The organism is Williamsia sp. Y844 (genome assembly GCF_056786475.1).
In genome coordinates this window covers 394,540-415,492 of record NZ_JBXCJB010000001.1, presented here as the reverse complement: position 1 = coordinate 415,492, position 20,953 = coordinate 394,540, and the positions used below count along the sequence as shown (strand labels likewise).

17 protein-coding genes are annotated in these 20,953 nt (G+C 64.3%); 10 read left to right on the top strand and 7 right to left on the bottom strand.

Annotated features, from left to right (window positions below):
- The first annotated feature begins 215 nt into the window (after positions 1–215).
- Positions 216–1,874 (top strand): CotH kinase family protein, encoded by a 1,659-nt coding sequence (locus tag AC1TQG_RS02005; protein ID WP_482135282.1) that lies wholly within the window; start codon positions 216–218, stop codon positions 1,872–1,874.
- On the opposite strand, the gene AC1TQG_RS02000 is transcribed toward AC1TQG_RS02005, so the two are convergent.
- The 3 genes from AC1TQG_RS02000 to AC1TQG_RS01990 all read right to left on the bottom strand — a co-directional run bounded on the left by AC1TQG_RS02000 (position 1,838) and on the right by AC1TQG_RS01990 (position 5,570).
- Entirely contained in the window at positions 1,838–2,803 is a 966-nt protein-coding gene (locus AC1TQG_RS02000) for a DUF3616 domain-containing protein (protein ID WP_482135281.1), read from the bottom strand. The genes AC1TQG_RS02005 and AC1TQG_RS02000 overlap by 37 nt on opposite strands.
- A gap of 134 nt (positions 2,804–2,937) precedes the next feature.
- On the bottom strand, positions 2,938–3,723 hold the full coding sequence (locus tag AC1TQG_RS01995; RefSeq protein ID WP_482135280.1) for an SGNH/GDSL hydrolase family protein: 786 nt from the start codon (positions 3,721–3,723) through the stop codon (positions 2,938–2,940).
- A 71-nt stretch (positions 3,724–3,794) separates the two neighbouring features.
- Positions 3,795–5,570, bottom strand: a complete 1,776-nt coding sequence (locus AC1TQG_RS01990; RefSeq protein WP_482135279.1) for an acyl-CoA dehydrogenase — start codon at positions 5,568–5,570, stop codon at positions 3,795–3,797.
- 109 nt (positions 5,571–5,679) lie between these two features.
- Between AC1TQG_RS01990 and AC1TQG_RS01985 the strand changes: the two genes are divergently transcribed.
- From AC1TQG_RS01985 to AC1TQG_RS01960, 6 genes are all read left to right on the top strand, one after another.
- On the top strand, positions 5,680–6,264 hold the full coding sequence (locus AC1TQG_RS01985) for a TetR/AcrR family transcriptional regulator (protein ID WP_482135278.1): 585 nt from the start codon (positions 5,680–5,682) through the stop codon (positions 6,262–6,264).
- Positions 6,265–6,428: 164 nt separating this feature from the next.
- Entirely contained in the window at positions 6,429–7,988 is a 1,560-nt protein-coding gene (locus tag AC1TQG_RS01980) for an adenylate/guanylate cyclase domain-containing protein (RefSeq protein ID WP_482135277.1), read from the top strand.
- Between the two features lie 224 nt (positions 7,989–8,212).
- On the top strand, positions 8,213–9,067 hold the full coding sequence (catA, locus tag AC1TQG_RS01975; protein ID WP_482135276.1) for a catechol 1,2-dioxygenase: 855 nt from the start codon (positions 8,213–8,215) through the stop codon (positions 9,065–9,067).
- Between the two features lie 6 nt (positions 9,068–9,073).
- Entirely contained in the window at positions 9,074–10,195 is a 1,122-nt protein-coding gene (locus AC1TQG_RS01970) for a muconate/chloromuconate family cycloisomerase (RefSeq protein ID WP_482135275.1), read from the top strand.
- A 29-nt stretch (positions 10,196–10,224) separates the two neighbouring features.
- Entirely contained in the window at positions 10,225–10,506 is a 282-nt protein-coding gene (gene catC, locus AC1TQG_RS01965; protein ID WP_482135274.1) for a muconolactone Delta-isomerase, read from the top strand.
- A 176-nt stretch (positions 10,507–10,682) separates the two neighbouring features.
- Positions 10,683–11,621: a type IV toxin-antitoxin system AbiEi family antitoxin domain-containing protein gene (locus tag AC1TQG_RS01960; RefSeq protein WP_482135273.1), complete on the top strand. Its 939-nt coding sequence runs from the start codon at positions 10,683–10,685 to the stop codon at positions 11,619–11,621.
- Positions 11,622–11,697: 76 nt separating this feature from the next.
- Here AC1TQG_RS01960 and AC1TQG_RS01955 read toward each other — a convergent pair whose 3' ends face one another.
- The gene (locus AC1TQG_RS01955) at positions 11,698–12,345 is read right to left on the bottom strand and encodes a CoA transferase subunit B (protein WP_482135272.1); all 648 of its coding nucleotides are present in this window, start codon (positions 12,343–12,345) and stop codon (positions 11,698–11,700) included.
- Positions 12,342–13,091, bottom strand: coding sequence for a CoA transferase subunit A (locus AC1TQG_RS01950; RefSeq protein ID WP_482135271.1), 750 nt, complete (start codon positions 13,089–13,091; stop codon positions 12,342–12,344). Before AC1TQG_RS01950 ends, AC1TQG_RS01955 begins: the two co-directional genes overlap by 4 nt.
- A 91-nt stretch (positions 13,092–13,182) precedes the next feature.
- On the opposite strand from AC1TQG_RS01950, the gene pcaD reads away from it, so the two are divergent.
- The 3 genes from pcaD (at position 13,183) to AC1TQG_RS01935 (ending at position 15,585) form a co-directional block, all read left to right on the top strand.
- Positions 13,183–13,932, top strand: a complete 750-nt coding sequence (gene pcaD / locus AC1TQG_RS01945; RefSeq protein ID WP_482135270.1) for a 3-oxoadipate enol-lactonase — start codon at positions 13,183–13,185, stop codon at positions 13,930–13,932.
- Positions 13,929–14,708, top strand: coding sequence for an IclR family transcriptional regulator domain-containing protein (locus tag AC1TQG_RS01940; RefSeq protein ID WP_482135269.1), 780 nt, complete (start codon positions 13,929–13,931; stop codon positions 14,706–14,708). Before pcaD ends, AC1TQG_RS01940 begins: the two co-directional genes overlap by 4 nt.
- A gap of 88 nt (positions 14,709–14,796) precedes the next feature.
- A complete protein-coding gene (locus tag AC1TQG_RS01935; protein ID WP_482135268.1) occupies positions 14,797–15,585 on the top strand; it encodes an IclR family transcriptional regulator domain-containing protein in 789 nt (262 codons plus the stop codon).
- Between the two features lie 3 nt (positions 15,586–15,588).
- Here AC1TQG_RS01935 and AC1TQG_RS01930 read toward each other — a convergent pair whose 3' ends face one another.
- Together AC1TQG_RS01930 and benC are read right to left on the bottom strand one after the other, a co-directional pair.
- Complete coding sequence (locus AC1TQG_RS01930; protein ID WP_482135267.1) at positions 15,589–18,246, bottom strand: helix-turn-helix transcriptional regulator; 2,658 nt, start codon at positions 18,244–18,246, stop codon at positions 15,589–15,591.
- A 41-nt stretch (positions 18,247–18,287) separates the two neighbouring features.
- Entirely contained in the window at positions 18,288–20,942 is a 2,655-nt protein-coding gene (benC, locus tag AC1TQG_RS01925; protein ID WP_482135266.1) for a benzoate 1,2-dioxygenase electron transfer component BenC, read from the bottom strand.
- Positions 20,943–20,953 lie beyond the last annotated feature (11 nt).

Here is a 20,953-nt window from a genome sequence, read left to right as displayed (position 1 = left end):
CCGGCTTGTCGCGCTCCCGGCTCTCGGTTCGTCGACGCGGGTGTGAATTGAGGTAACTCCAGTCGCCGGATCGAGTAGTCGAGTACTCACGATGCGCCGCAGGGAATCGACTACCGTCGGATTCAGTCGACTGCGCCGCATGTGCAGGCTGGGCGCTTGGCTACGGATAGGGATGGCCGTGTCGTGAGCTTGCACCTACGCACAGGGGTCCGACAATGAGCGCTCAAGAACAGCAAGCCCTCGATTCCCTCTACGCGCTTGACAACGTGTTGACGATCAAGATTTCGATGTCGCAAAACGACTGGGATGCAGTGCGAACCGAGCAGCCGGCCGGTGGGAGGTGCAACTTCGACTGGTCCGGCGGCAGCCGGTACACATGGCAAAAGGCAATTTCGGTCGAGATTGAGGGAACCCGTTTCCCCGCTCGAACCACCTTCACCGAGGTCGGCATCAAGAAGAAATCGTTCTGCGGCTCGATCAGCAGCGAAAAGCCGTGCCTTCACATCGACTTCGGAAAATTCCGTAAGGCCAACGTTCCGGTCATCAACCAGCTCATCGGGTCACGCTATCTGACCCTCAACAATTCCATCCAGGATCCCTCTTACATTCGGCAGCCGCTGGGCTACAAACTGCTCGCCATGGCCGGCCTGCCCAACTCGCGATGCAACTTCGCCCGGGTCTTGGTGAACGGCAAGCCAATCGGCCAAGGGTTCGCGGGCGTCAACAGTCCGGGCGTCTTCGTCAACGCAGAACCGATCATGCCGCGCTATATCGAGCGCAACTTCAACGGCAACATGAAGGGGAACCTGTACGAACTCGAACACAACGACGATTTCGTCAGCAGCCGGTTGCAGTTCATCGGGGTGGAGTCGCTTTCCGAATTCGAGGACAAGGCCGACCTACGGGTCGCCATCGACCATATCGACGAACACGGACTGGCCGGGGCGAGCGAGGTATTCGACCTGGATCAGTTCATCCGGATCAATGCGATGGAATTTTTTCTGAAACATTGGGACGGCTACTCCAGAAACACCAACAACACCTATGTCTACAACGACACGGAAGCCGTGGCAGTACCTGGTGAGGACGACGTCAAGTTCAAGATGATCCCGTGGGGCCTCGACCAAACTCTCCAACCCACCAGACATTTCAAGCTCGACACCAGTGGGCTGATCGCGAAGCTGGTGCGCAACGACCCGGCACGCCGGGCGCAATTGATCGGTCAAATCAGGACCTATCGAGACACTGTGTTCGGTCGCGCTACCCAGGAGACCGTGCTGCATCCGATGATCGAAAAGATGGAGGCGCTGCTGAACGGATTCGGTGTGCCCAACGCGTCAGCGGAGTTGGGGGTGGTTCGGAAGCAATTGCGATTGGCCGGATCGGCCGGCTATCTTTGCGCCGGACTGCCGGACGCAGACGGGGCCTACATTCGCGACGACGTCACCAACGACTGTCTGCATGCCGGCAATTCTGAGGGGATTCCGGCGGGTACACCGAATCCGGTGAATTTCGAGGTCGTCCATCGCCGACGTCCGCCCGTTGTCGACGATTCGGATCTGTGGTGCTTCGACGATCTCGGATCGGGAAAGTCGGTTACCAGTAAGGCTTTCGACCGTTTGCTCCATGCTAGCTCGATTGTGTCGAGCCAAGGGCACAAGTTGCTCTACACCTGTGCGGCGAATAACAACGAAAGCGCCGAAGAGTTTTCGGTAGTTCCCATCGAGACGCCGGACACGTTCACCTTCAGTGGCTATTTCAACTTGGTCAGCATACGGACCGGTCTGAGTACGAAGTTCGGGTCCGACCCCACGCCGTCAGGCGAACCGAGAGTTCATCAGGATTCCGGCGAGTCCAAACTCTTCTTCACGTGATCGGTGCGACCGAGTACCGCGTACCCGCCATCGTCGTCGACAATGAGGATCTTGTTCGCGCCGCCGCTGGAAAACGTCGTGATGCCTTCTGGCTTCATGGATCGATGGAAGTCAACATCAAGCAGCAGGACCTCGTCGCTCCGGCCGTTCCACCTGCACAGCTGAAACGGTTCGTTGTCTCGACTGATCGCACGCCCCAACAGAATCAGGAAGTCGCCGGTTCGCTCGTCATAGGAAATATCCCGGATGCCCTGTCTCGCGATCGAGCGCGCGACGCGTGCGCGGAGGATGGATGGAGCCTCGATCGACGCCGTTGTCCACGAGGCTGCGCCGGCAGCGACGCGGATCACCACGACCGCGATTCCTCCGGGATTCGCGGGACCTCGCAGCCCGAACACGAGCGTGCTCGCGCGCGGATCCCAGGCCAGGCCTTCAACGTTGAGTCCGCCCGCGTCCGGTTCGCGGTCGCCGAGTACGGCGAGCGAGGGTTCGTTGGCCAGTAGCCACGCGCGGAATCCGTGCATGGCATCCGCGTGGAGGTCACCATCAGAGGTGTAGCGGACTCGCACCAACCCGTCGTTGACCTTTTCGCGTCTGGACCCGCCGCCGCCCGCGACACTGAATGACGACGCGATGACGAGGTAGGTCTCGCCCTGGCATTCGATGCTGGTGAGGCCTTCGGGATCGCGCAATATCCCATCGGCAATGCCGACCAGTGGGCGCCGCCGAACTTTGTCGACCTGTGCACCGTCGACGTCGAGCGTGAATTCGAAGAGCGCGCCCGGGTCCCGATTGTCGACGAAGACGAAGCGGCGCGGACCCACCTGCGCGACCCCCGAGGCGTTGAACGGCTTGGTGCCGTTCTTCTCACGGAACGGCGTCGACCTGACCTTCTTCCGTCTCCGGCCTGAGGCGACCCACCGCTCCACGTGATCCTTCCTACCACCGCACGCCGAGTCGCGGACTTGCATGCACTACTCCGGCCCAACTTCATCCACCTCGGTGACCTCCGAGGGCGTATTGCCCTTCGGCCCCGCTCTCGGGGCCGAAAGTGGTCACCGAATCAGGGTGTGTTGGCGCCGTCGACGGACCGGTGGACGTCGGACGCGTTCACCCTCACCCACGTGGGGTGTTTGGCCGAGCGATTGTCGCCCGATGACCTGCCACGCAGCCGTCTGATCGCCCACGGCGCCAGATGACTGCGGACGAAGCGCATGTTCTCGATGACCCGTCGCTTGTCGGCGTCGGTGGGTCGGTCGGGTACCGGGATCGTGTGGACACCGAGCGCGCGGAGGATGTGGGCCGCCACCCGTTGATGCCCGATCGGGTTCAGGTGCAGACGGTCATCAGACCAATAGACCGCGCGGCGGATCTCGCTGTCGTGGAACATGTCCACAAACGTGATGTCTTCGGCGTGGGCGAGGGTGGCGACCCCGGTGGTGAGGTACTCGCCGCGTCCGCGGATCTTCTCGCGCATCGGCAGCCCATCGGACGGGTCGGCGCCGGCGAGTAGGACGACCTCGATCCCGGCATCGCGGCACCGCCGCACTGCGGTGCGGGTCAGTTCGATGAGGCCGGGGAGGTCGCTGCCTCGGCGCAGCATGTCGTTGCCGCCGCCGTTGAACGTGAGCAGCGTCGGCAGCGGGTCCATCGACAGCGCCGCATCGATCTGCTCGGTGGCGATGGGCGCGAGCAGGCGACCGCGGATCGCGAGATTCGCGTAGTCGGCGCTGCCGTGTTCCGCGGCAAGCCCTGCTGCGACGAGATCTGCCCAACCACGCGGGTTCACACCGTCGGGTTCGTCGCCGACTCCCTCGGTGAAACTGTCTCCGACTGCAACGTAACGCATTGTGCTCCTGTAACTCTCGACTTCGGCGGTGGCGGTGGCGTCACCGATTGACATCTGTGCCCGATCGCCGGTCAGAACCAGTCCGGCCGGGCATCGAGGGTGGTGCGGTCGAGCGCGGCGACCAGCGACAGCTGTGCGGCGGTCTTGGGCAGCTCGTAGCGGAAGAAGTATTGGGCCGCAGCGCGTTTGCCGTCGTAGAAGTCGCCGGTCTTGGAGCCGACCGCGAGCAGCTGTTCGAGCCACATCCAGGCGATCACGATGTGGCCGGCAGCCTCGAGGTAGGCGGTTGCATTGGCCAGCGCGAGTGCGGGATCGCCCGACGACCAGACGGTTGTGGTTGTGGTGACCAGCTGGTCCAGGGCAGTTCGGAGGTCTGCCGCGTACACGGAGGCGGCATCATCGTCGGTGGCACGGTGGATGGCGTCGCCGATGGTCTCGGCGAGCTGCGTGAGCCCGGCACCACCCTGCATGACGACCTTGCGGCCGAGGAGGTCGAGTCCGTGGATGCCGTGCGCGCCTTCGTGGATCGGGTTCAGCCGGTTGTCGCGGTAGTACTGCTCGACGTCGTATTCCTTGGTGTAGCCGTAGCCGCCGAGGACCTGGATCGCCAGGCTGTTCGCCTCCAGACACCACTGGGATGGCCAACTCTTTGCGATCGGGGTGAGGACGTCGAGAAGAAGGCCGGCGCGATCCCGGTCCTCTCCGGTGCTGGTGCTCTGCTCGTCGACCAGTTTGCTGCAGTACAGGCCGAGAGCGAGAGCGCCTTCGACATAAGACTTTTGGGCCAGCAACATCCGCTTGACGTCGGCGTGCTCGATGATCGGGACGGGCCGCGACGCCGGGTCCTTCTGATCGACCGGTCGGCCCTGTGCCCGCACCTTGGCGTATTCGAGCGAGGCGAGATAGCCGGCGTAACCCAGTGAGGTGGCGAGGAAGCCGACTCCGATCCGGGCCTCGTTCATCATTTTGAACATATACGACAGGCCGCGGTGCTCCGTGCCGACGAGATAGCCCACCGCGCCCGATTCCGGTGTGGGAGAGTGGGTTCCGTCTCCGAAGTTCAGGAGGGTGTTCGTGGTCGCGCGGTTGCCCATCTTGTGATTGAGGCCGACGAGCGCAACGTCGTTGCGGGTACCGTCGGTCAAATATTTGGGAACGATGAACAGCGAGATCCCCTTGACCCCCGGGCCGCCGCCGGGCGCTTTGGCGAGGACCAGGTGGACGATGTTCTCAGACAATTCGTGATCGCCTGCCGAGATCCACATCTTGGTCCCGGTGATCCGGTAGGTGCCGTCGGACATCGGTTCGGCCTTGGTCGTGATGTCGGCGAGCGACGATCCGGCCTGCGGTTCGGACAGGCACATCGTGCCGAAGTATCGGCCTTCGACCATGGGTCGCACCCAGGTGTCGATCTGCTCGGGGGAGCCGTACTCGGCGACGAGATTCGCGTTGCCGACGGTGAGGAACGTATACGACGACATCGCTGCGTTGGCGGCCTGGAACCACGCCATCGCGGCCCTGTTGACAACGGTGGGCAGCTGCATGCCGCCCAGTGATTCATCGAACGAGCCCGACAGCAGTCCGGCTTTGACGAACTCGTCGATGCCGGCCCCGATGCCGTCCGGCAGCACGACCTTGCCGTCGTCCCCGATGAACGGTTCGTTCTGGTCGCCGATCTTGTTGACCGGGGCAAAGCGCTTGGTGGCGAGGTCTTCGCTGAGTTCGAGGATCGCGTCGAAGGTCTCCCGGGAATGCTCTGCGAACCGGTCACGGGTTGTCAGCTTCTCGACATCGAGCCATTCGTAGAGCATGAACTCGAGGTCGCGACGGGACAGTGGGGTGGCCATGGGACTCCTTCAAACCAAGCGATCGCTTATTTACTAAGCGTTCGCTTATGATGCCCTCGACAATGCGATCGGGTCAACCGGGCCACGATCGGGAGAACGAGGTCGCCAGATGGCTGTGACGAACGCCCGCGGCTCGGCTGCAGCGGAACGGATCCGCCAGGCGGCGATCGCCTCGTTCGCCGAACTGGGCTATGCCGGCACGTCGACCCGCGAGATCGCCAAGCGGCTTGGCATGAGTCCGGCGGCGATGTACCCGCACTTCGGGTCGAAAGAGGAACTGCTGTACGCGATCTCCTTGGAGGGGCACCGCGGTGTGCTGGCCGCGCTGCGCGCGGTTGACGAGCCTGTTTTGTCTGACAGTGATCGGCTCCGGGCTGTGGTGGGCGAGTTTGCGCGATGGCAGGCCGAGCAACACGAACTGGCGAAGGTGGTGCAGTACGAACTGCACGAACTCACCCGCGAGCACTATCTGACGATCACCGCCATCCGCCGCGACACCTCGGCGGTACTCGCGGCGATCGTGCGCCGTGGTGTCGACTCGGGGGAGTTCTCCGTCGCTGCCGCCGACGATGCGGTGCTGGCGTTGTCGTCGTTGTGCGTCGACGTGTGCCGATGGTTCCCGACCCGGAGTCATCGCGATCCGGTGGCGCTGGGTCAGGCGTACGGCGAACTGGCCGTGCGGATGGTGCGTTAGGCGCCGCGGTCGTTCATGGGTCATCTGCATCCAATATTGGTGCTCCGCAATGTTTTTGAATTGTCCGACAGGAATCGCGAAGGTTGTCGATACTCGCTCGATACTGGTGCCGAACCGGTTTCGCGTCGTTGTCTGTAGCGTGTGGAGACCGTAGGATCAAGGCCGTGCCAGAAACCTCGTACGCGCCCTGCGGCGATCTGAGTCTGGCTTACCAGGTGTTCGGCGATGGACCCGTCGACCTCGTCTTTGTCGGGCCTTTCGTCAGCCATATCGAGCTGTTCTGGACTCTGCCCGAATTCAAGGCCTTCTTCGACCAACTCGCCACGTTCTGTCGCGTCCTACTGTTTGACAAGGCAGGGGTCGGGCTGTCGGATCCGGTGGCGAAAGTTCGTACATTGGATGATCGGGTGACGGAGATCGAGGCCGTCATGGACGCCGCCGGCTTCGGAAAGGCCGCCGTATTCGGTATGAGCGAGGGAGGCACGGCCTCGATCCTGTTCGCGGCGAAACGGCCAGAGCGAACGCGGGCGTTGATCCTCTACGGCGCTTACCCGTTCATGGCAACCGGTTGGGACGACCTCGATCGAGATCCGGCGGAGGTGCGGAAGCGCTTCGTTTTCGACGCCGGTGAGGATTTGTCCGGGACCGGTGCGGACTACCTTCCGTCGACCGAGCAGATCGTCCGCCTTCAGAAATTGGGACGCGCGACCCGTTCGGAGTGGGGCACCGGTGCGGCAGCCAAGTGCATGTTCCCGTCAGTCCGGTCGATACGCCAGCTCGCAATGTTCGAGCGGATGAGCGCAAGCCCCGGGATGGTGCGGGCAACGGCCGAATCGGTTTTTCGGATCGATATCCGGACCATCCTGCCGACGATCACCGTGCCTTCCTTGGTCATTCATGCCCGTGAGGACTGCATGCCGGTGCAATGCGGCCGCTATCTCGCCGACCACATCCCGGAGGCGCGGTGGCTCGAAGTCGACGGCATGGACCACGCGCCCTGGATCACCGGTCCCGACAGGATCTTGGCCGCGATCGAGGAGTTCCTCACCGGTAGCCATGCCGCGCCTGCGCAATCCCATCGCGCGCTGCGCACCGTGTTGTTCACCGACATGGTTGCCTCGACCCGACACGCTGCGGCAGCGGGTGACGAGCGGTGGCGGGCGGTGCTGGCACGCTTTGGTGAGATGACCATCGCGGTCACCCAACGTTTCGGCGGCACGCTGGTCAAGAACACCGGCGACGGGCACCTCGCCACGTTCGACGGTCCAACGCAGGCGATTCGGTGTGCCGAGGCATTGCGTTCTGACGCCGAGACGCTGGGCATCGAGATCCGCGCGGGAATCCACACCGGCGAGTGTGAACTGCTCGACAACGACATCGGGGGACTCGCCGTACACATCGCGGCGCGGATCCTCGGCCAGGCCGGTGCCGGGGACATCCTCGTCTCGGGCACCGTCCGTGACCTGGTCGTCGGCTCGGGCACAGGCTTTGAGGTCCGCGGCAGCGTCGAGTTGCGCGGCGTGCCCGGCATGTGGCAACTCCTGGCGGTCGATCGGCATGATGCGCGGAAGAGGTCGGCCGAGGCCGTACTCGCGTCCGCCTCGACCCCCGGCCCTCGTCTCGCGATGCGCCGAACGGACCTCGCCGTGGGGATGATGGCGAGGCGGACACCGTGGATCCTTCGCGGGATGGCCCGCCTCGCCCCGACCACCCGTCGCAGCTGAACGCTTCGAAGTCAGCGCGATCGCAAGGATTCGCACACCGAGAAGTAGCGCGGCGGCGGCGGCCGTTGTCGCGGCTGGGCGGGGCTGCATTTCGACATCCGATGAGCGGTGTGGTCGGGGAGGTACTTGACAAGCCGGTGTGATTGGCCGCACAGTGTGAGTACGCAATGCGATCCAGACGTACGCAATGCGTACACACAAAGTCTGCGACCTGGGAGATCCTCATGACAACCACCGATTTCAACAGCCCGTCCGCGGTCGGTTCCGGCACTGCTGCCACCGACAAGTTCAAGAACGAGCGGGTCAGTGCCGACACCTCACCCGAGCGGGTCGCCGCCATCGCCAAGGATGCGCTGTCGGCCCTGCACAAGGTCATCCTCGACCACAACGTCACTTATCCCGAGTACCGCGTGCTCAAGCAATGGCTGATCGATGTCGGTGAGGGCGGCGAATGGCCCCTGTTCCTCGACGTCTTCATCGAGCACGCCGTCGAAGAGGTGCTGGCTCGAAGCCGTAAGGGCACCAAGGGCAGCATCGAGGGTCCCTACTACGTCGCGGATGCTCCGGAACTGCCCTCGGTCTGCACCCTGCCGATGCGGGATGTGGACCGCGAGCAGACGCTCCTGGTGTTCGGCGGTCAGGTCACCGATCTCGATGGCAAGGGCATCGACGGCGCGATCATCGAACTCTGGCACGCCGACGCAGACGGCTACTACTCGCAGTTCGCCGATCATCTGCCGCAGTGGAACCTGCGCGGCAAGATCATCACCGATGCCGAAGGTCGCTACGAGATCACCACGATTCAGCCTGCGCCGTACCAGATTCCGACCGATGGGCCGACCGGTGCATTCGTTCTTGCCCAGAATGGTCACCCGTGGCGTCCGGCGCACCTGCACCTGATCGTCTCGGCCCCGGGCAAAGAGTCCGTCACCACCCAGCTCTACTTCGACGGCGGAGAATGGATCGACAGCGACGTCGCATCAGCCACCAAGCCCGAGTTGATCCTGTCGCCGACACTCGGTGACGACGGCAAGAACCACGTCGGCTACGACTTTGCGCTCGATCCGGCGGGAAAGTAGCGCCCAGTGCCTGATCTGAAGATTGTCGAGGTCGCAACCCGGATCATCGACGTCCCCCTGGTCCGCAGCCACAAATTCGCGACCACCTCGATGGACGCCCAGCCGATCCTGCTGGTGTCGATCAAGACGGACGGTGGAGTGGTCGGTCACGGCGAAGGTGTTGTCCCGGGCGGTCCGTGGTGGGGCGGTGAATCGGTCGAGACGATGCAGGTCATCGTCGAGAAGTACATCACCCCGATTCTGTTGGGCCGCACCGTCGATGACCTGACCAAGATCATGCTCGACATCGAGCGGGTGGTGGCAAATGCACGGTTCGCCAAAGCCTCCGTCGAGATCGCCTTACACGATGCATGGGCGCGGTGTCTGAATGTCCCGGTGCACACATTGTTGGGCGGAGCCTTTCGCAACAGCGTCGACGTGACCTGGGCGCTCGGCGCCGCACCGGTCGCAGAGATCCTCGACGAGGCGATGGAAAAGCTCGATACCCGAATGCATTTCAGCTTCAAGCTGAAGATGGGTGCCCTCGAACCCGAGGTCGACACCCGGCGGATTCTCGACATCGTCGACGGACTCGGCGGGCGCGCGGGCGTGCGCGTCGACGTCAACGCTCGCTGGGATCGGTTCACCGCGTTGAAGTATCTTCCGCGTCTGGCCGACGGTGGTGTCGAACTCATCGAGCAGCCGACGCCGGGGGAGCAGATCGACGTCCTCGCCGAACTGAATCATCTTCTGCCGATACCGATCATGGCCGATGAGAGTGTCAGTACGCCGCATGACGCACTCGAGGTGGTCCGCCTCGGTGCCGCCGATGTCATCGCCATCAAGACCACCAAGTGCGGTGGCCTGGCGCGCAGTCGTGAAATCGCTGCCATCGCCAAGGCTGCAGGCATCGCCTGCCACGGGGCGACCTCAATCGAGGGACCGATCGGAACCGCGGCATCGATCCACTTCGCTTGCAGTGAGCCGGGCATCAACTTCGGGACCGAACTCTTCGGGCCGCTGCTCTTTGCCGTTGACATCCTGCAGGAGCCGCTGCGGTACGGCGACGGCCAGGTTCGGTTGCCGGAAGGCCCGGGACTCGGCGTAGAACTCGATATGGACATGGTCGACAAATTGACCCGGGACTGATCCGCGGAAAATCCGAAAGGTACACAGCAATGGCACTATTCCATGTACGCATGGACGTCGACATCCCCCGCGACCTCGACCCCGAGGTTCGGGCGCAGACACTCGCGAAAGAGAAGGCGTACTCGCAGGATCTGCAGCGTCAGGGCAAGTGGGTACACATCTGGCGGATCGCCGGAAAGTACAGCAACGTCAGCATCTTTGACGTCGAGACCCCGGACGAACTCCACGACCTGCTGTGGAACCTCCCGCTGTTCCCTTACATGAACATCGACATCCATCCGCTGGCCAAGCACCCTTCGTCGATCAAATAGACTGCGCCACAACCCAGAAGCACACACTCCAGTCATAAGCACACGTTCAAACATGTGTTTATGACTTAAGCGTGTGCTTTTGCCGTTGTCCCCAGTTGGCGGGGTGATCCACAGTCGCGACGAAACCGAAGAACGTCGCAGGTTTCGGTACTGGTGATCGACCATCATCGGCTTCTATGGACCTCACCCCCGATTCAGATGGCCTCATTCGCCGGAACACATTTGTTCATGGCGGTGGAGATGAGGCCGAACTGCGGCGGGCGAGGCGCCAGGGAAAGCTGGTACGGGTAACCCGCGGGGTGTACCGGCCTGTCGATCCCGACGAGAACGCCGACGACCCGATCTACGACGAGGCCTACCGCGAACTGGTGAAAGCGGTTGCCGGCAGATCGACGACCCGGGTTGTCAGCCACTCGTCGGCCGCGGTGATCCACGGGCTGAACCAGTTTGCGCCTGACCAGAGTCGCGTCCACTTCTACGTCCGCGCCGGCGGGCGCGTCGGCCGTGAGGTGCACCTGCACAAAGGCGCAGGAATGTTGACGACGTCGGATGTGGCCATCGTGGACGGGGTGCTGCTGACCAAGTTGGCGCTTACTGCATGCGACATTGCGCGTCAGGGGTCGTTCACGCAGGCGGTGGTGGTCCTGGACCATGCGCTTCGTCTGGGCGTCGACCGCCGAGAACTCGAAGCAGTTGTGAGCAGGTTGTCGAACACCAGCGGCATCGCAGTACTGCGCCGGGCGCTCGACGTCGCGGATCGAAACGCGGAGTCCGTCGGCGAGTCCGTGAGCCGGGCCCTGTTCATCGAATGGGTGGGCGTTCCGGTTCCGGCGCTACAGACCGAGTACCGCGACGAGTCGGGGAGATTGATTGCCCGAGTCGACTTCGACTGGGACGGAAAGGTGGTCGGCGAGTTCGACGGTCGGGTGAAGTACGAAAAGCATCGCCGTCCCGGCGAATCGGTGGCGGACGCCGTGGTCCGGGAGAAACGCCGCGAGGATCGGCTACGTGAGGATGGTCTGCTGGTGATCCGTTGGGTTTGGGACGACTTCCGAAATCCTGAGCAGTTGCGTGCGCGGATTCGCAGAGCACTCACCATCGCCGGTGTGATCTGACGACAGAAGCACACGTTCCAGTCATAAGCACACGTTGCAACATGTGCTTATGACTGGAACGTGTGCTTCTGTGGGGTCAGGCGGGGACGTCGGCGTCGACGAGGATGGTCGTGCCGGTTTTTGACTGGAGTTCGTCGTAGGTCACGTCGGGGGCGAGTTCGACCAGGCGCAGACCGGCGGGGGTGACGTCCAGGACCGCGAGATCGGTGATGATCCTTTGGACGCAGGCTTTTCCGGTCAGTGGCAGGTCGCAGGTGTCGAGGATCTTCGGGGCACCTTTGCGCGTGAGGTGATCCATCATCACGATGACCTTGCGGGCTCCGTGGACCAGATCCATCGCACCGCCCATGCCTTTGACCATCTGGCCGGGGACCATCCAGTTCGCCAGATCGCCGCAGGCACTGACCTGCATGGCGCCGAGCACTGCGACATCGACATGTCCACCGCGGATCATCGCAAACGAATCGGCCGAGTCGAAGTAGGAGGCGCCGGGGTTCACAGTGATGGTCTCTTTGCCCGCGTTGATGAGTTCCGGATCGAGTTCTTCCTCGGTCGGGTACGGACCCACACCCAATACGCCGTTCTCCGAATGCAATTCGACGGAGATGTCCGGCGGGAGGAAGCTCGGGACAAGGGTGGGCATGCCGATGCCGAGGTTGACGTATTGACCGTCCTCTAGTTCAGCGGCCACCCGGGCGGCCATCTGTGCGCGTGTCCAGCTCATGCTCGTACCGTCCTGTTCTCTATGCCCACCTCGACCTTGCCGACGTGAACCACGCGTTGGACGTGGATACCCGGGACATGTACCTGATCTGGATCGATGTCCCCGGGCTCGACAAGCTCTTCGACCTGGGCGATGGTGATTCGCCCGGCGGTCGCGGCAGGCGGATTGAAGTTGCGTGCGCTGCGGCGGAAGACGAGATTGCCGTGGCGATCGCCCTTCCATGCGTGCACAAGTGCGTAGTCGGTGACGATGCCGCGCTCGAGGACGTACGTTTCGCCGTCGAATACCCGGGTTTCCTTGGGTGGACTGGCCAGGAGGACGCCCCCCGATCCGTCGTAACGCAGTGGCAGTCCGCCTTCGGCCACCGCAGTGCCGACACCGGCCGGGGTGAAGAACGCGGAGATACCCGCACCACCGGCGCGGAGGCGCTCGGCAAGCGTGCCCTGCGGGGTCAGTTCGACCTCGAGTTCGCCGGACAGATATTGCCGGGCGAACTCCTCGTTGGACCCGACGTAGGACGAGATCGTCCGCCGGATGCGGTGGTCATTGAGGAGCAGGCCGAGACCGAACCCGTTGGTGCCGCAGTTGTTGCTCACCGTTTCGAGGTTGGTTGCGCCCTGTTCGAGTAGGGCTTTGATGAGGACCTCCGGCACACCGACCAGACCGAAGCCGCCGACGGCGAGTGATGCGCCGTCAGGGATGTCGCTGACGGCCTGGGCTGGGGTGCTGATGACTTTGTCGAGCATATGGACACCGTAGCGCTTGTACGCATATAGTACAAGTGTACGATCAGCGTACAACGAAAGGGTGATGATGCCTGTCCGGTTAGGTCATGTGGTGAGCGGTGCCGGCGACGCCGCACAGACGGTTGTATTACTGGGGTCTCTCGGTTCGAACCGTTCGATGTGGGATCCGCAGCGAGAGGCCCTGGCGCGTGCCGGGAATCGGGTCATCGCCCTCGATCTCCGTGGGCACGGAACCTCGCCGACGCCGGTGGGACCGTACAGTGTCGCCGACCTTGCCGATGACGTGATCGTCACCCTGGATGAATTGGGTGTCAACGGGTTTCACGCCGTGGGACTCTCGCTCGGCGGTGCCATTGCGCAACAACTCGCCATCTCCTGTACGGCCCGCGTGAAGACATTGGCATTGCTCTGTACCGCGGCCAAGTTCGGTGAGCCCGACGCCTGGTTCGAGCGCGCGGCGACCGTCCGCGCACAGGGCTCCGCATCCATCGCCGAGGCCGTTGTCGACCGTTGGTTCACGAGCGATCTGGCATCCTCTGATCCCGCGTTGGTGCAAATGGCACTGAAGATGGTGCAGGGCACCGACAATGAGGGCTACGCGGCCTGCTGCGAGGCGTTGGCTCACTGGGATTCTCGCGATGAACTCGCAAAGATCACCGCGCCTACGCTGGCGATCGCCGGAGCCCAGGATCCCTCGACACCACCATCGACACTTCAGATTCTGGTCGACGGGATCGAAAGATCCCGACTCGAAATCCTCGATCCCGGAGCGCATCTGGTGAATCGAGAGCAGCCCGCCGCGGTGTCGGCGCTCCTCCGCGACCACATTTTGCGCTCATGACCGCCGGCTCCGGTGACCACGTCCAGTCACTTGCCCGCGGGCTGGCGGTGATCCGCGCGTTCGATGCCGACCATCCCCGGCAGACCGTCAGCGAGGTGGCGGCGTCCACCGGGCTGTCACGGCCGGCTGCGCGACGGTTCCTTCTGACCCTCGCCGATCTCGGGTACGTGCGATCTGACGGCACTGCTTTCTGGCTCACCCCGCGCGTGCTGGACCTCGGTTACAGCTACTTGTCCAGCCTGTCGCTGCCGGAGGTCGCCGGACCCCATCTCGAAGCGCTGACTGCCACGGTGCACGAATCGGCATCGGTGTCGATACTCGACGGCGACGACATCGTCTACGTGGCGCGCGTGCCGGTGAGCCGGATCATGGCGGTGTCCATCACGATCGGCACCCGATTCCCGGCATACGCGACGTCGATGGGGCGTGTCCTGCTCGCGGGTCTGGAACCGTCGGACCTCGACGATTACCTCGATCGGGTGTCGCCGGTCGCCCTGACCGAACGCACCAAGCTCACGACCACCGAACTGCGGGACGAGATCGAGCGGGTCCGGCACGACGGGTTCTGCATCGTCGACGAGGAACTCGAATTGGGTCTGCGTTCGCTGGCGGCACCGATCGATGGGCGTGACGGCTCGGTGATCGCTGCGGTGAACATGTCCACCCAATCCGCGCGGTACAGCCTCGATGCCGTGCGCGGCGACCTGCTTCCCGAACTGCTGAAGACCGCGACGGCCATCACCGCCGACGTGGCCCGTGCAGCATCCGCACGCTGATCGACAACAGGAGAATCCGCCACCTGACGGCCCGCCGTCTGCCCGCAATGCGTACGGTGGAGCCCGCGGACAACCGGGAGGGACACCTGTGACCGAGATCGGTGTGGACAGAGATCGGGACTACATCCAGAGCATCGAGCGCGGCTTTGCCGTACTCCTCGCTTTCGATGCCGATCGGCCGAACCCGACGTTGGCCGAATTGGCCACCGCCACCGAACTTTCGCGGCCTGCGGTGCGCAGGATCCTGCTGACACTGCAGCGTTTGGGTTACGTCGCCGGATCCGGCGGGCGGTGGTCCCTGACCCCTCGCGTGCTGAGCATCGGGCAGCATTACACCGCGTCCCACTCGCTCGCAGACACCGCGATGCCCCACCTGCTGCGAATCGCGGAGACAACCCATGAGTCGGCATCGTTGGGTGTGCTCGACGGGTCGGATGTGGTCTACGCGGCGCGTGTCCCGGTCCGTCGGATCATGAGCATCAATGTGTCGGTCGGGACGCGGATCCCGGCGTACGCCACATCGATGGGCCGGGTTCTGCTGGCCTGGGCATCGCCGGCCGCTGTGGAGTCGCTCATCGAGCAGACCGACTTCGGGCACCGATTGACGGAGTCGACGGTCGCTTCCGGCGCCGACCTCGAACGCGAGCTCGAAAACATCCGGACGCGCGGATACGCGTTGACCGAACAGGAACTCGAAGTGGGGTTGATCTCGCTCGCGGCACCGGTGCGAGATGCCGGCGGAACGGTGGTCGGCGCGCTGGCCTGCTCGACGTCATCGGCGCGGTCGACTGCCGAATCCTTTGCGGCAGAGACTGCTGACTTCCTCGTCGAGGTCGCGGCCGATCTGACTACCGATCTGGGCGGCAGACACCGCTGAGGGCTAGTGGTACCGATTTGCCAGCTCGACGCGCGACCGCAAGCCGAGCTTCGAATAGATGCGGGTGAGATGGTACTGCACCGTTTTGGGTGAGACGTAGAGCTCTGCGGCCACTTCTTTGTTCGTAAGTCCTTGGGAAACAAGCTTTATGACCGCGCCTTCTTGGGGTGTCAGCCCGGCGTCCGCGCGTGAAAGGGTGGCGTTCACGCCCCCGGCCCGCAGTTCCCGGTCGCAGCGTTCGGAGTATGTTGTTGCACCCAATGACGCGTAGATGTCGCGCGCGGCGGACAGGAGTGGGTCCGCTGACCGCCGCTTACCTGCCCGGCGCAGGGTCTGGCCGTAGGCAAAATTGACGCGCGCCAAGTCGTAGCGCAGCGGTAGGCCGTCAAGCAACGACAGTGCCTTCTCGAAGGACCGCCGTGCGCCTGGGAGATCGCCAGACGCTCCGAGAAGTCGCCCGCGTGCGTATCCGAGTCGGGCCAGTGTCGACCGGTGATCGGCCTTGCCTGCGAGTTCTTCCTGTGTGTCCAACAGGGATTGGGCGGCGGCGAATTGCCCGTCTATCACCAGGGCATTGGCCAGAACATCGGCCCACGGCCAGAAGCCGGGCTGTTCGAGCGCGGTTCCCGGCGCCATGGCGCGGACCGGATCCAGTGCGCGGATCACGGCTACGTAGTCGGCGTTCGCCTCGGCGATCTGGGCCCGGGCGATCAGCGTCGGTGCCCGCATGATCTCGTAGTCCCGCGTGACGGTCTCGGCGGCACGCAGGGCATCGTGGGCGTGGTCCCAGGACCCCCGCAACACATGGACCTGGGCTGCAGTCCATTCCAACAGTGGTGTGACCAGCACGATTCCGCTCGCATCGGCCAACCGGCGACCATCGGCAACGGTGCTCAGCGCCTGGTCCCAATCGCCGGTGAGGAACTGCAGTCGGGCCAGCCAGCCGTAGGCCCACATCGAGATTCGCGCGGAACCGCCCATATGGGCGGTGGCAACGGCGGTTTCGAGATTGGTACGGGCGCCGTCGATGTCGTCGTTGGCAAGTTGGAGCCAGCCTCGGCCGAGACTGACACGCTGTGCCTGGACGCCGGGGTGCACGCGCTGTGCCAGGCCTCGATAGGCATCGTCGGCCAGATCCGGCCGGCCTGCCGACGCGAGACCCAGGCCGCGGATCGCTTCCGCCTCGATGGCGGCGGGGGAGTCGGGCTGCGCCAAAGCCAGTGCGCGGTCAACCCATTCGACCACCTCGTGGCCGCGGCAGCGACTCAACGAATGCAGGACGTGGCGCTGGGCGATGAGTGCTGCCACCTCGGGGTCGGTGCTGCTGTCGACGATGTCCCACGCCCGCTGCATCCGGATCTCGGCTTCGGCGGCGCGGCCACGAACGATCGCGAGATAGGCGAGCACCGCATTACCGAGTGCTGTCTCGGGCATTGCCTCGATATCAGGGACCAGCGAGAGGGCCGCCGCGGTATGGCCTGCTGCCACCAGTGAATCCGCGGTGCGGGTCAGACGGTCTTCGCGCGCCGACTTGTCGGTCGAGAGGCGACTGGCGGCCCTGAAGAGTTCGGCAGCTTCCGACCAGGCGCCTGCCATGCCGCGTTGGCGTGCCAGAACCTCGGCCTCGTCAGCCAGCTCCTCATCGGTGGTGGCGGTGGCGGTCACGCGGTGGATCAGGCTGCGGACCGGATCGTCGACGATGTCGGCGGCCCGCAGGTGGGCGCGGCCTCCCGAGGCGGCGCCCATGATGTCGAGGACCGCGACCCGGGTCAGCCGATCTCGGAGTACGGCGCCGTAGGAATGCCGGAGTTCGGATGCATCGATGAGCAGGCCCGCGGCTTTGCCCTCGTCGATGGCGGTCAGCGGTGACGGCGAATCAGCAAGTGTCACAGCCTCGGTGAACGAACCGGATCCGCCGAGGATGGCCAAGGCCTCGATCAGTGACCGTCCCTCCGGCCCGCACTGGCCGAGCTGCGCACGCACCCGCGAGACCACCCGCGGCGGTGCGGGCAGCGCTGTGCCCGGATGGGCCCAGGCCCCGGCGGGTAGTTCATCGAGCAGCTCCGTGACATGCCGTGGGTTGCCACCGGTGTGCTCGGTCAGCTCCGCGACCATCGCCGGATGGATCACCACTGCCCGGTGACACGCGAGCTCATAGACGGCCGCGGCGTCGAGGCCGTCGAGCACCACGATGTCGGAGGCGAGCTCGGTCGCCGGTGATGTCAGGTCGGTGATGGTCAGGACCACAAGCAGCGGCACACTGCGATGATGGCGGACCGCAGTTGTCAAGGCCTGCAAAGACTGTGTATCGGATTGCTCCGCGTCGTCGATGATCACCACACATGGTCCGGTGGAATCGGCTGCAGCCGAGGCATATTCGGCGATCTTTACGGCGGCCTCGCGAGGGTCGTGCGGCAGGTCTTGCCGGAAGAGTTGGTGGAGAACTGCGCCGGCGCTTGCGGACTCCCACGGCGCAGTGCTGGCCGACCACACCGATCCGTCGTGTGCTTCGGCGAGGGCTTGTACGAATGTGGTCTTCCCGATGCCTTCGTCGCCGCACACCGCGACGATCCGCGCGCCGTCGGTGGCGGTCGCTGCGAGTTGTGCAGCGATCGCCCCGAGTTCCCGGTCCCGCCCGACACAGACCGTCGCAGACCTCATCGGTCCATTCTAGGACCGGGTCGACCTATGTCCGGGGAGATTCACCCACAGTCTCCGCCCGCAACCGGGAGGACCGTCCCGGTGATGTACGACGCCTCGTCGGAGGCCAGGAAGCAGATGGCCGCGGACTGTTCCTCGAGGGTGCCGTACCGCTTCATGAGCGATGATCCGATCGTCTGATCGACATGAGCTTGCTGCCATGCGCGTTGGGTCTCATCCGCCGGTAGCGGCGTCCCGCGCGAGATGCGCCGCGGGGGAGCCTCGGTGCCGCCGGGTGCGGTCGCCACCACGCGGATACCGGCTTCGGCATACTCCATCGCCAGGGAGGCGGTGATCGCATTGATCCCGCCTTTGGCTGCCGAATACGGGATGCGGTTGATACCGCGCGTGGCGGCGGAGGAGACGTTGACGATGACACCACTGCCGTGGTCGACCATCGTCGGCAGGGCTGCGCGGCAGGTGTACAGGGTGGTGAGCAGCGAGCGGTCGATCTCCGCGCGGATCTCGGTGTCGGTGAACTCGATGAACGGTTTGAAGTTGATGGCGCCGCCGACATTGTTGATCAGGACGTCGACGTGGCCGAACGCCGACAGTGCCTGGTGGACAACGCTGTCCGCACCCGCCCAGTGTTCCAGGTCCGCGGTGACGCCAATGGCGTTGGCCCCGCCTGCAGTCAGCTCGTCGGCGAGTTCTTTGACGAGTTCGGACCGGTCGACGAGGACGAGTTCGCCGCCCTCGGCACTGATGCGGCGTGCGGTGTGCTCGCCGATACCCTGCGCGGCGCCGGTGACGACCACAACCTTCCCGGTGAATCTGCCGGGCGTGACGAAGCGTGGCGCGCGGGCTGCTCGGGTATCGGCCATGGCCCGGCGCATCGTCTGCTTGGATCTGTCGGCATGGGCGATGATCAGCGAGCGTGCGGTGTCGCGGTCGCCGGCCTCGAAGGCGGCAACGATGTCCATGTGGTCCTGAGCGCACAGCGGATGGCACCAAGTGGCGTTACGCAGTACCTCGCTCATCCGGCCTTTGACCCCCAGTGCCGTGTAGGCCTGCAGCAGGTGTTCGTTACCTGTCAGGGTGAACAGATAGTCGTGAAACGCGGCGTTGGTCTCCGTGTATTCGGCCGCGTCGACGAAATGATCGCCCGCCACGTGCGGCAGTGTGGACTCGGCGAGCAGTCGGTACCCGGCCAGCTGCCTGGTGCTCAAGCGGCCCAAGGTGACCTCGAGCGCGCCGAGTTCCAGAGCCGAACGCGCCTCGAAGATCGCATCGGACTCGTATACGGCCGGATGATCCTCGCCGATCTGGTAACCGCCGGTGCCCAGGGTGACAGGGCTCGTCGCCGGCACGCGCGGGGCCGTCGTGACCGCCGCCTGGACGGATTCGGGCTCTGCCGCGTCCGTATCGGGGACCCGGGTGTGGGGTTCGGTCACGGGTTCGGCGGGGAACATGATCTGCGCGGCGATCTGCCGCGGCGCGGTGCCCTCGTCGATCACCTCGACCGGCGTCGGCCAGGGTTCGATCTGCGCGGCCGGCAACATCGTCTGTGCGGCGATGGCACGTGCCTCCGGTGCCGGGATCAGTTCCTCGTCGGAACTCGGTTCCTCGGCCGGTGATTGGGTGTCCGCGGGTGTGGTGGCGGCAGGTACCGCGAGTGCGAACTTCTCGTAGTAGAAGCCGGTCGGTTCGATCCCGGCGTCCTTGACGTGGACTCGCACCGACTCGACCATCGGCGGTGGACCGCAGAGGTAGAGCGCGACATCTCCGTCGTAGAGATGTTGCGGTGCAATGAGACTCGTGACGTACCCCTTGTTGGGCGCGGCGCTGGTCGGATCGGTAACGCAGTGGTCCCAGGTGAATCCATCGAGCCGGGTGGCCAGTGCGTCGAGTGACGCGGTCTCCACCAGGTCGTTGTCGGTGCCGACACCGTAGATCAGGTGAATCTTGCGGGTGCTGCCCTCGGTGTCGAGCTTGCGCAACATGGACAGGATCGGTGCCAGTCCGGTACCGCCTGCCAGAAGTAGTACGGGACGGTCGCTTTCGCGGAGGAAGAACGAACCGTGAGGCCCGGTGAAGGTGAGGGTGTCGCCGATTGCCGCCCGGTCGGCGAGGTAGTCCGACATCGCGCCGCCAGGGTTGAGTTTGACCAGGAAGCTCAGCCGCTCATCGCCAGGGTCGTTGCTGAATGAGTAACTGCGAGTGACGTCGGTGCCGGGCACCGAGATGTTGACGTACTGCCCGGGCAGAAAGGCCAGTGCGGGCCGATTGGCGATCTCCACCGCGAACCGCACCGTGGTCGGTGAGAGGTGTTCGAGTTCAACAAGTGTGCCGGTGTAGGTGGCCGCCTCGGTTTTGGCGATCGCGGAGGTCGCGGCGATCTGGAGCACCAGATCCGACCGTGGCTTCATGCTGCACGGCAGTGCGTATCCGGCCGCTGCCTCGTCTTGCGACAGGGCGTCGTCGATGTAGTTTCCACCGTCGTAGTCGCCGGACTCGCAGAGTGCCTTGCAGGTGCCGCAGGCCCCATCGCGGCAGTCCAGCGGAATGTTGATGCGCTGACGGTACGAGGCGTCGGCCACCGTCTGGTCTTCCCGGCAGGTGATGAAACGGGTGACGCCGTCCTCGAATGACAGCGCGATCTGATGGTCGAGCTCTGTGGCGGCCGCCGAAGTGGGCGCCTGTTCGGTGGTTGTCATATCCGGATCCT

Bases quoted from the DNA above. Each gene is read 5' to 3' on its own strand.
- AC1TQG_RS02005 (WP_482135282.1), top strand. From the start codon at position 216: ATGAGCGCTCAAGAACAGCAAGCCCTCGATTCCCTCTACGCGCTTGAC.
- AC1TQG_RS01995 (WP_482135280.1), bottom strand. From the start codon at position 3,723: ATGCGTTACGTTGCAGTCGGAGACAGTTTCACCGAGGGAGTCGGCGAC.
- AC1TQG_RS01990 (WP_482135279.1), bottom strand. From the start codon at position 5,570: ATGGCCACCCCACTGTCCCGTCGCGACCTCGAGTTCATGCTCTACGAA.
- AC1TQG_RS01985 (WP_482135278.1), top strand. From the start codon at position 5,680: ATGGCTGTGACGAACGCCCGCGGCTCGGCTGCAGCGGAACGGATCCGC.
- catA (WP_482135276.1), top strand. From the start codon at position 8,213: ATGACAACCACCGATTTCAACAGCCCGTCCGCGGTCGGTTCCGGCACT.
- catC (WP_482135274.1), top strand. From the start codon at position 10,225: ATGGCACTATTCCATGTACGCATGGACGTCGACATCCCCCGCGACCTC.
- AC1TQG_RS01960 (WP_482135273.1), top strand. From the start codon at position 10,683: ATGGACCTCACCCCCGATTCAGATGGCCTCATTCGCCGGAACACATTT.
- AC1TQG_RS01955 (WP_482135272.1), bottom strand. From the start codon at position 12,345: ATGAGCTGGACACGCGCACAGATGGCCGCCCGGGTGGCCGCTGAACTA.
- AC1TQG_RS01950 (WP_482135271.1), bottom strand. From the start codon at position 13,091: ATGCTCGACAAAGTCATCAGCACCCCAGCCCAGGCCGTCAGCGACATC.
- AC1TQG_RS01940 (WP_482135269.1), top strand. From the start codon at position 13,929: ATGACCGCCGGCTCCGGTGACCACGTCCAGTCACTTGCCCGCGGGCTG.
- AC1TQG_RS01930 (WP_482135267.1), bottom strand. From the start codon at position 18,246: ATGAGGTCTGCGACGGTCTGTGTCGGGCGGGACCGGGAACTCGGGGCG.
- benC (WP_482135266.1), bottom strand. From the start codon at position 20,942: ATGACAACCACCGAACAGGCGCCCACTTCGGCGGCCGCCACAGAGCTC.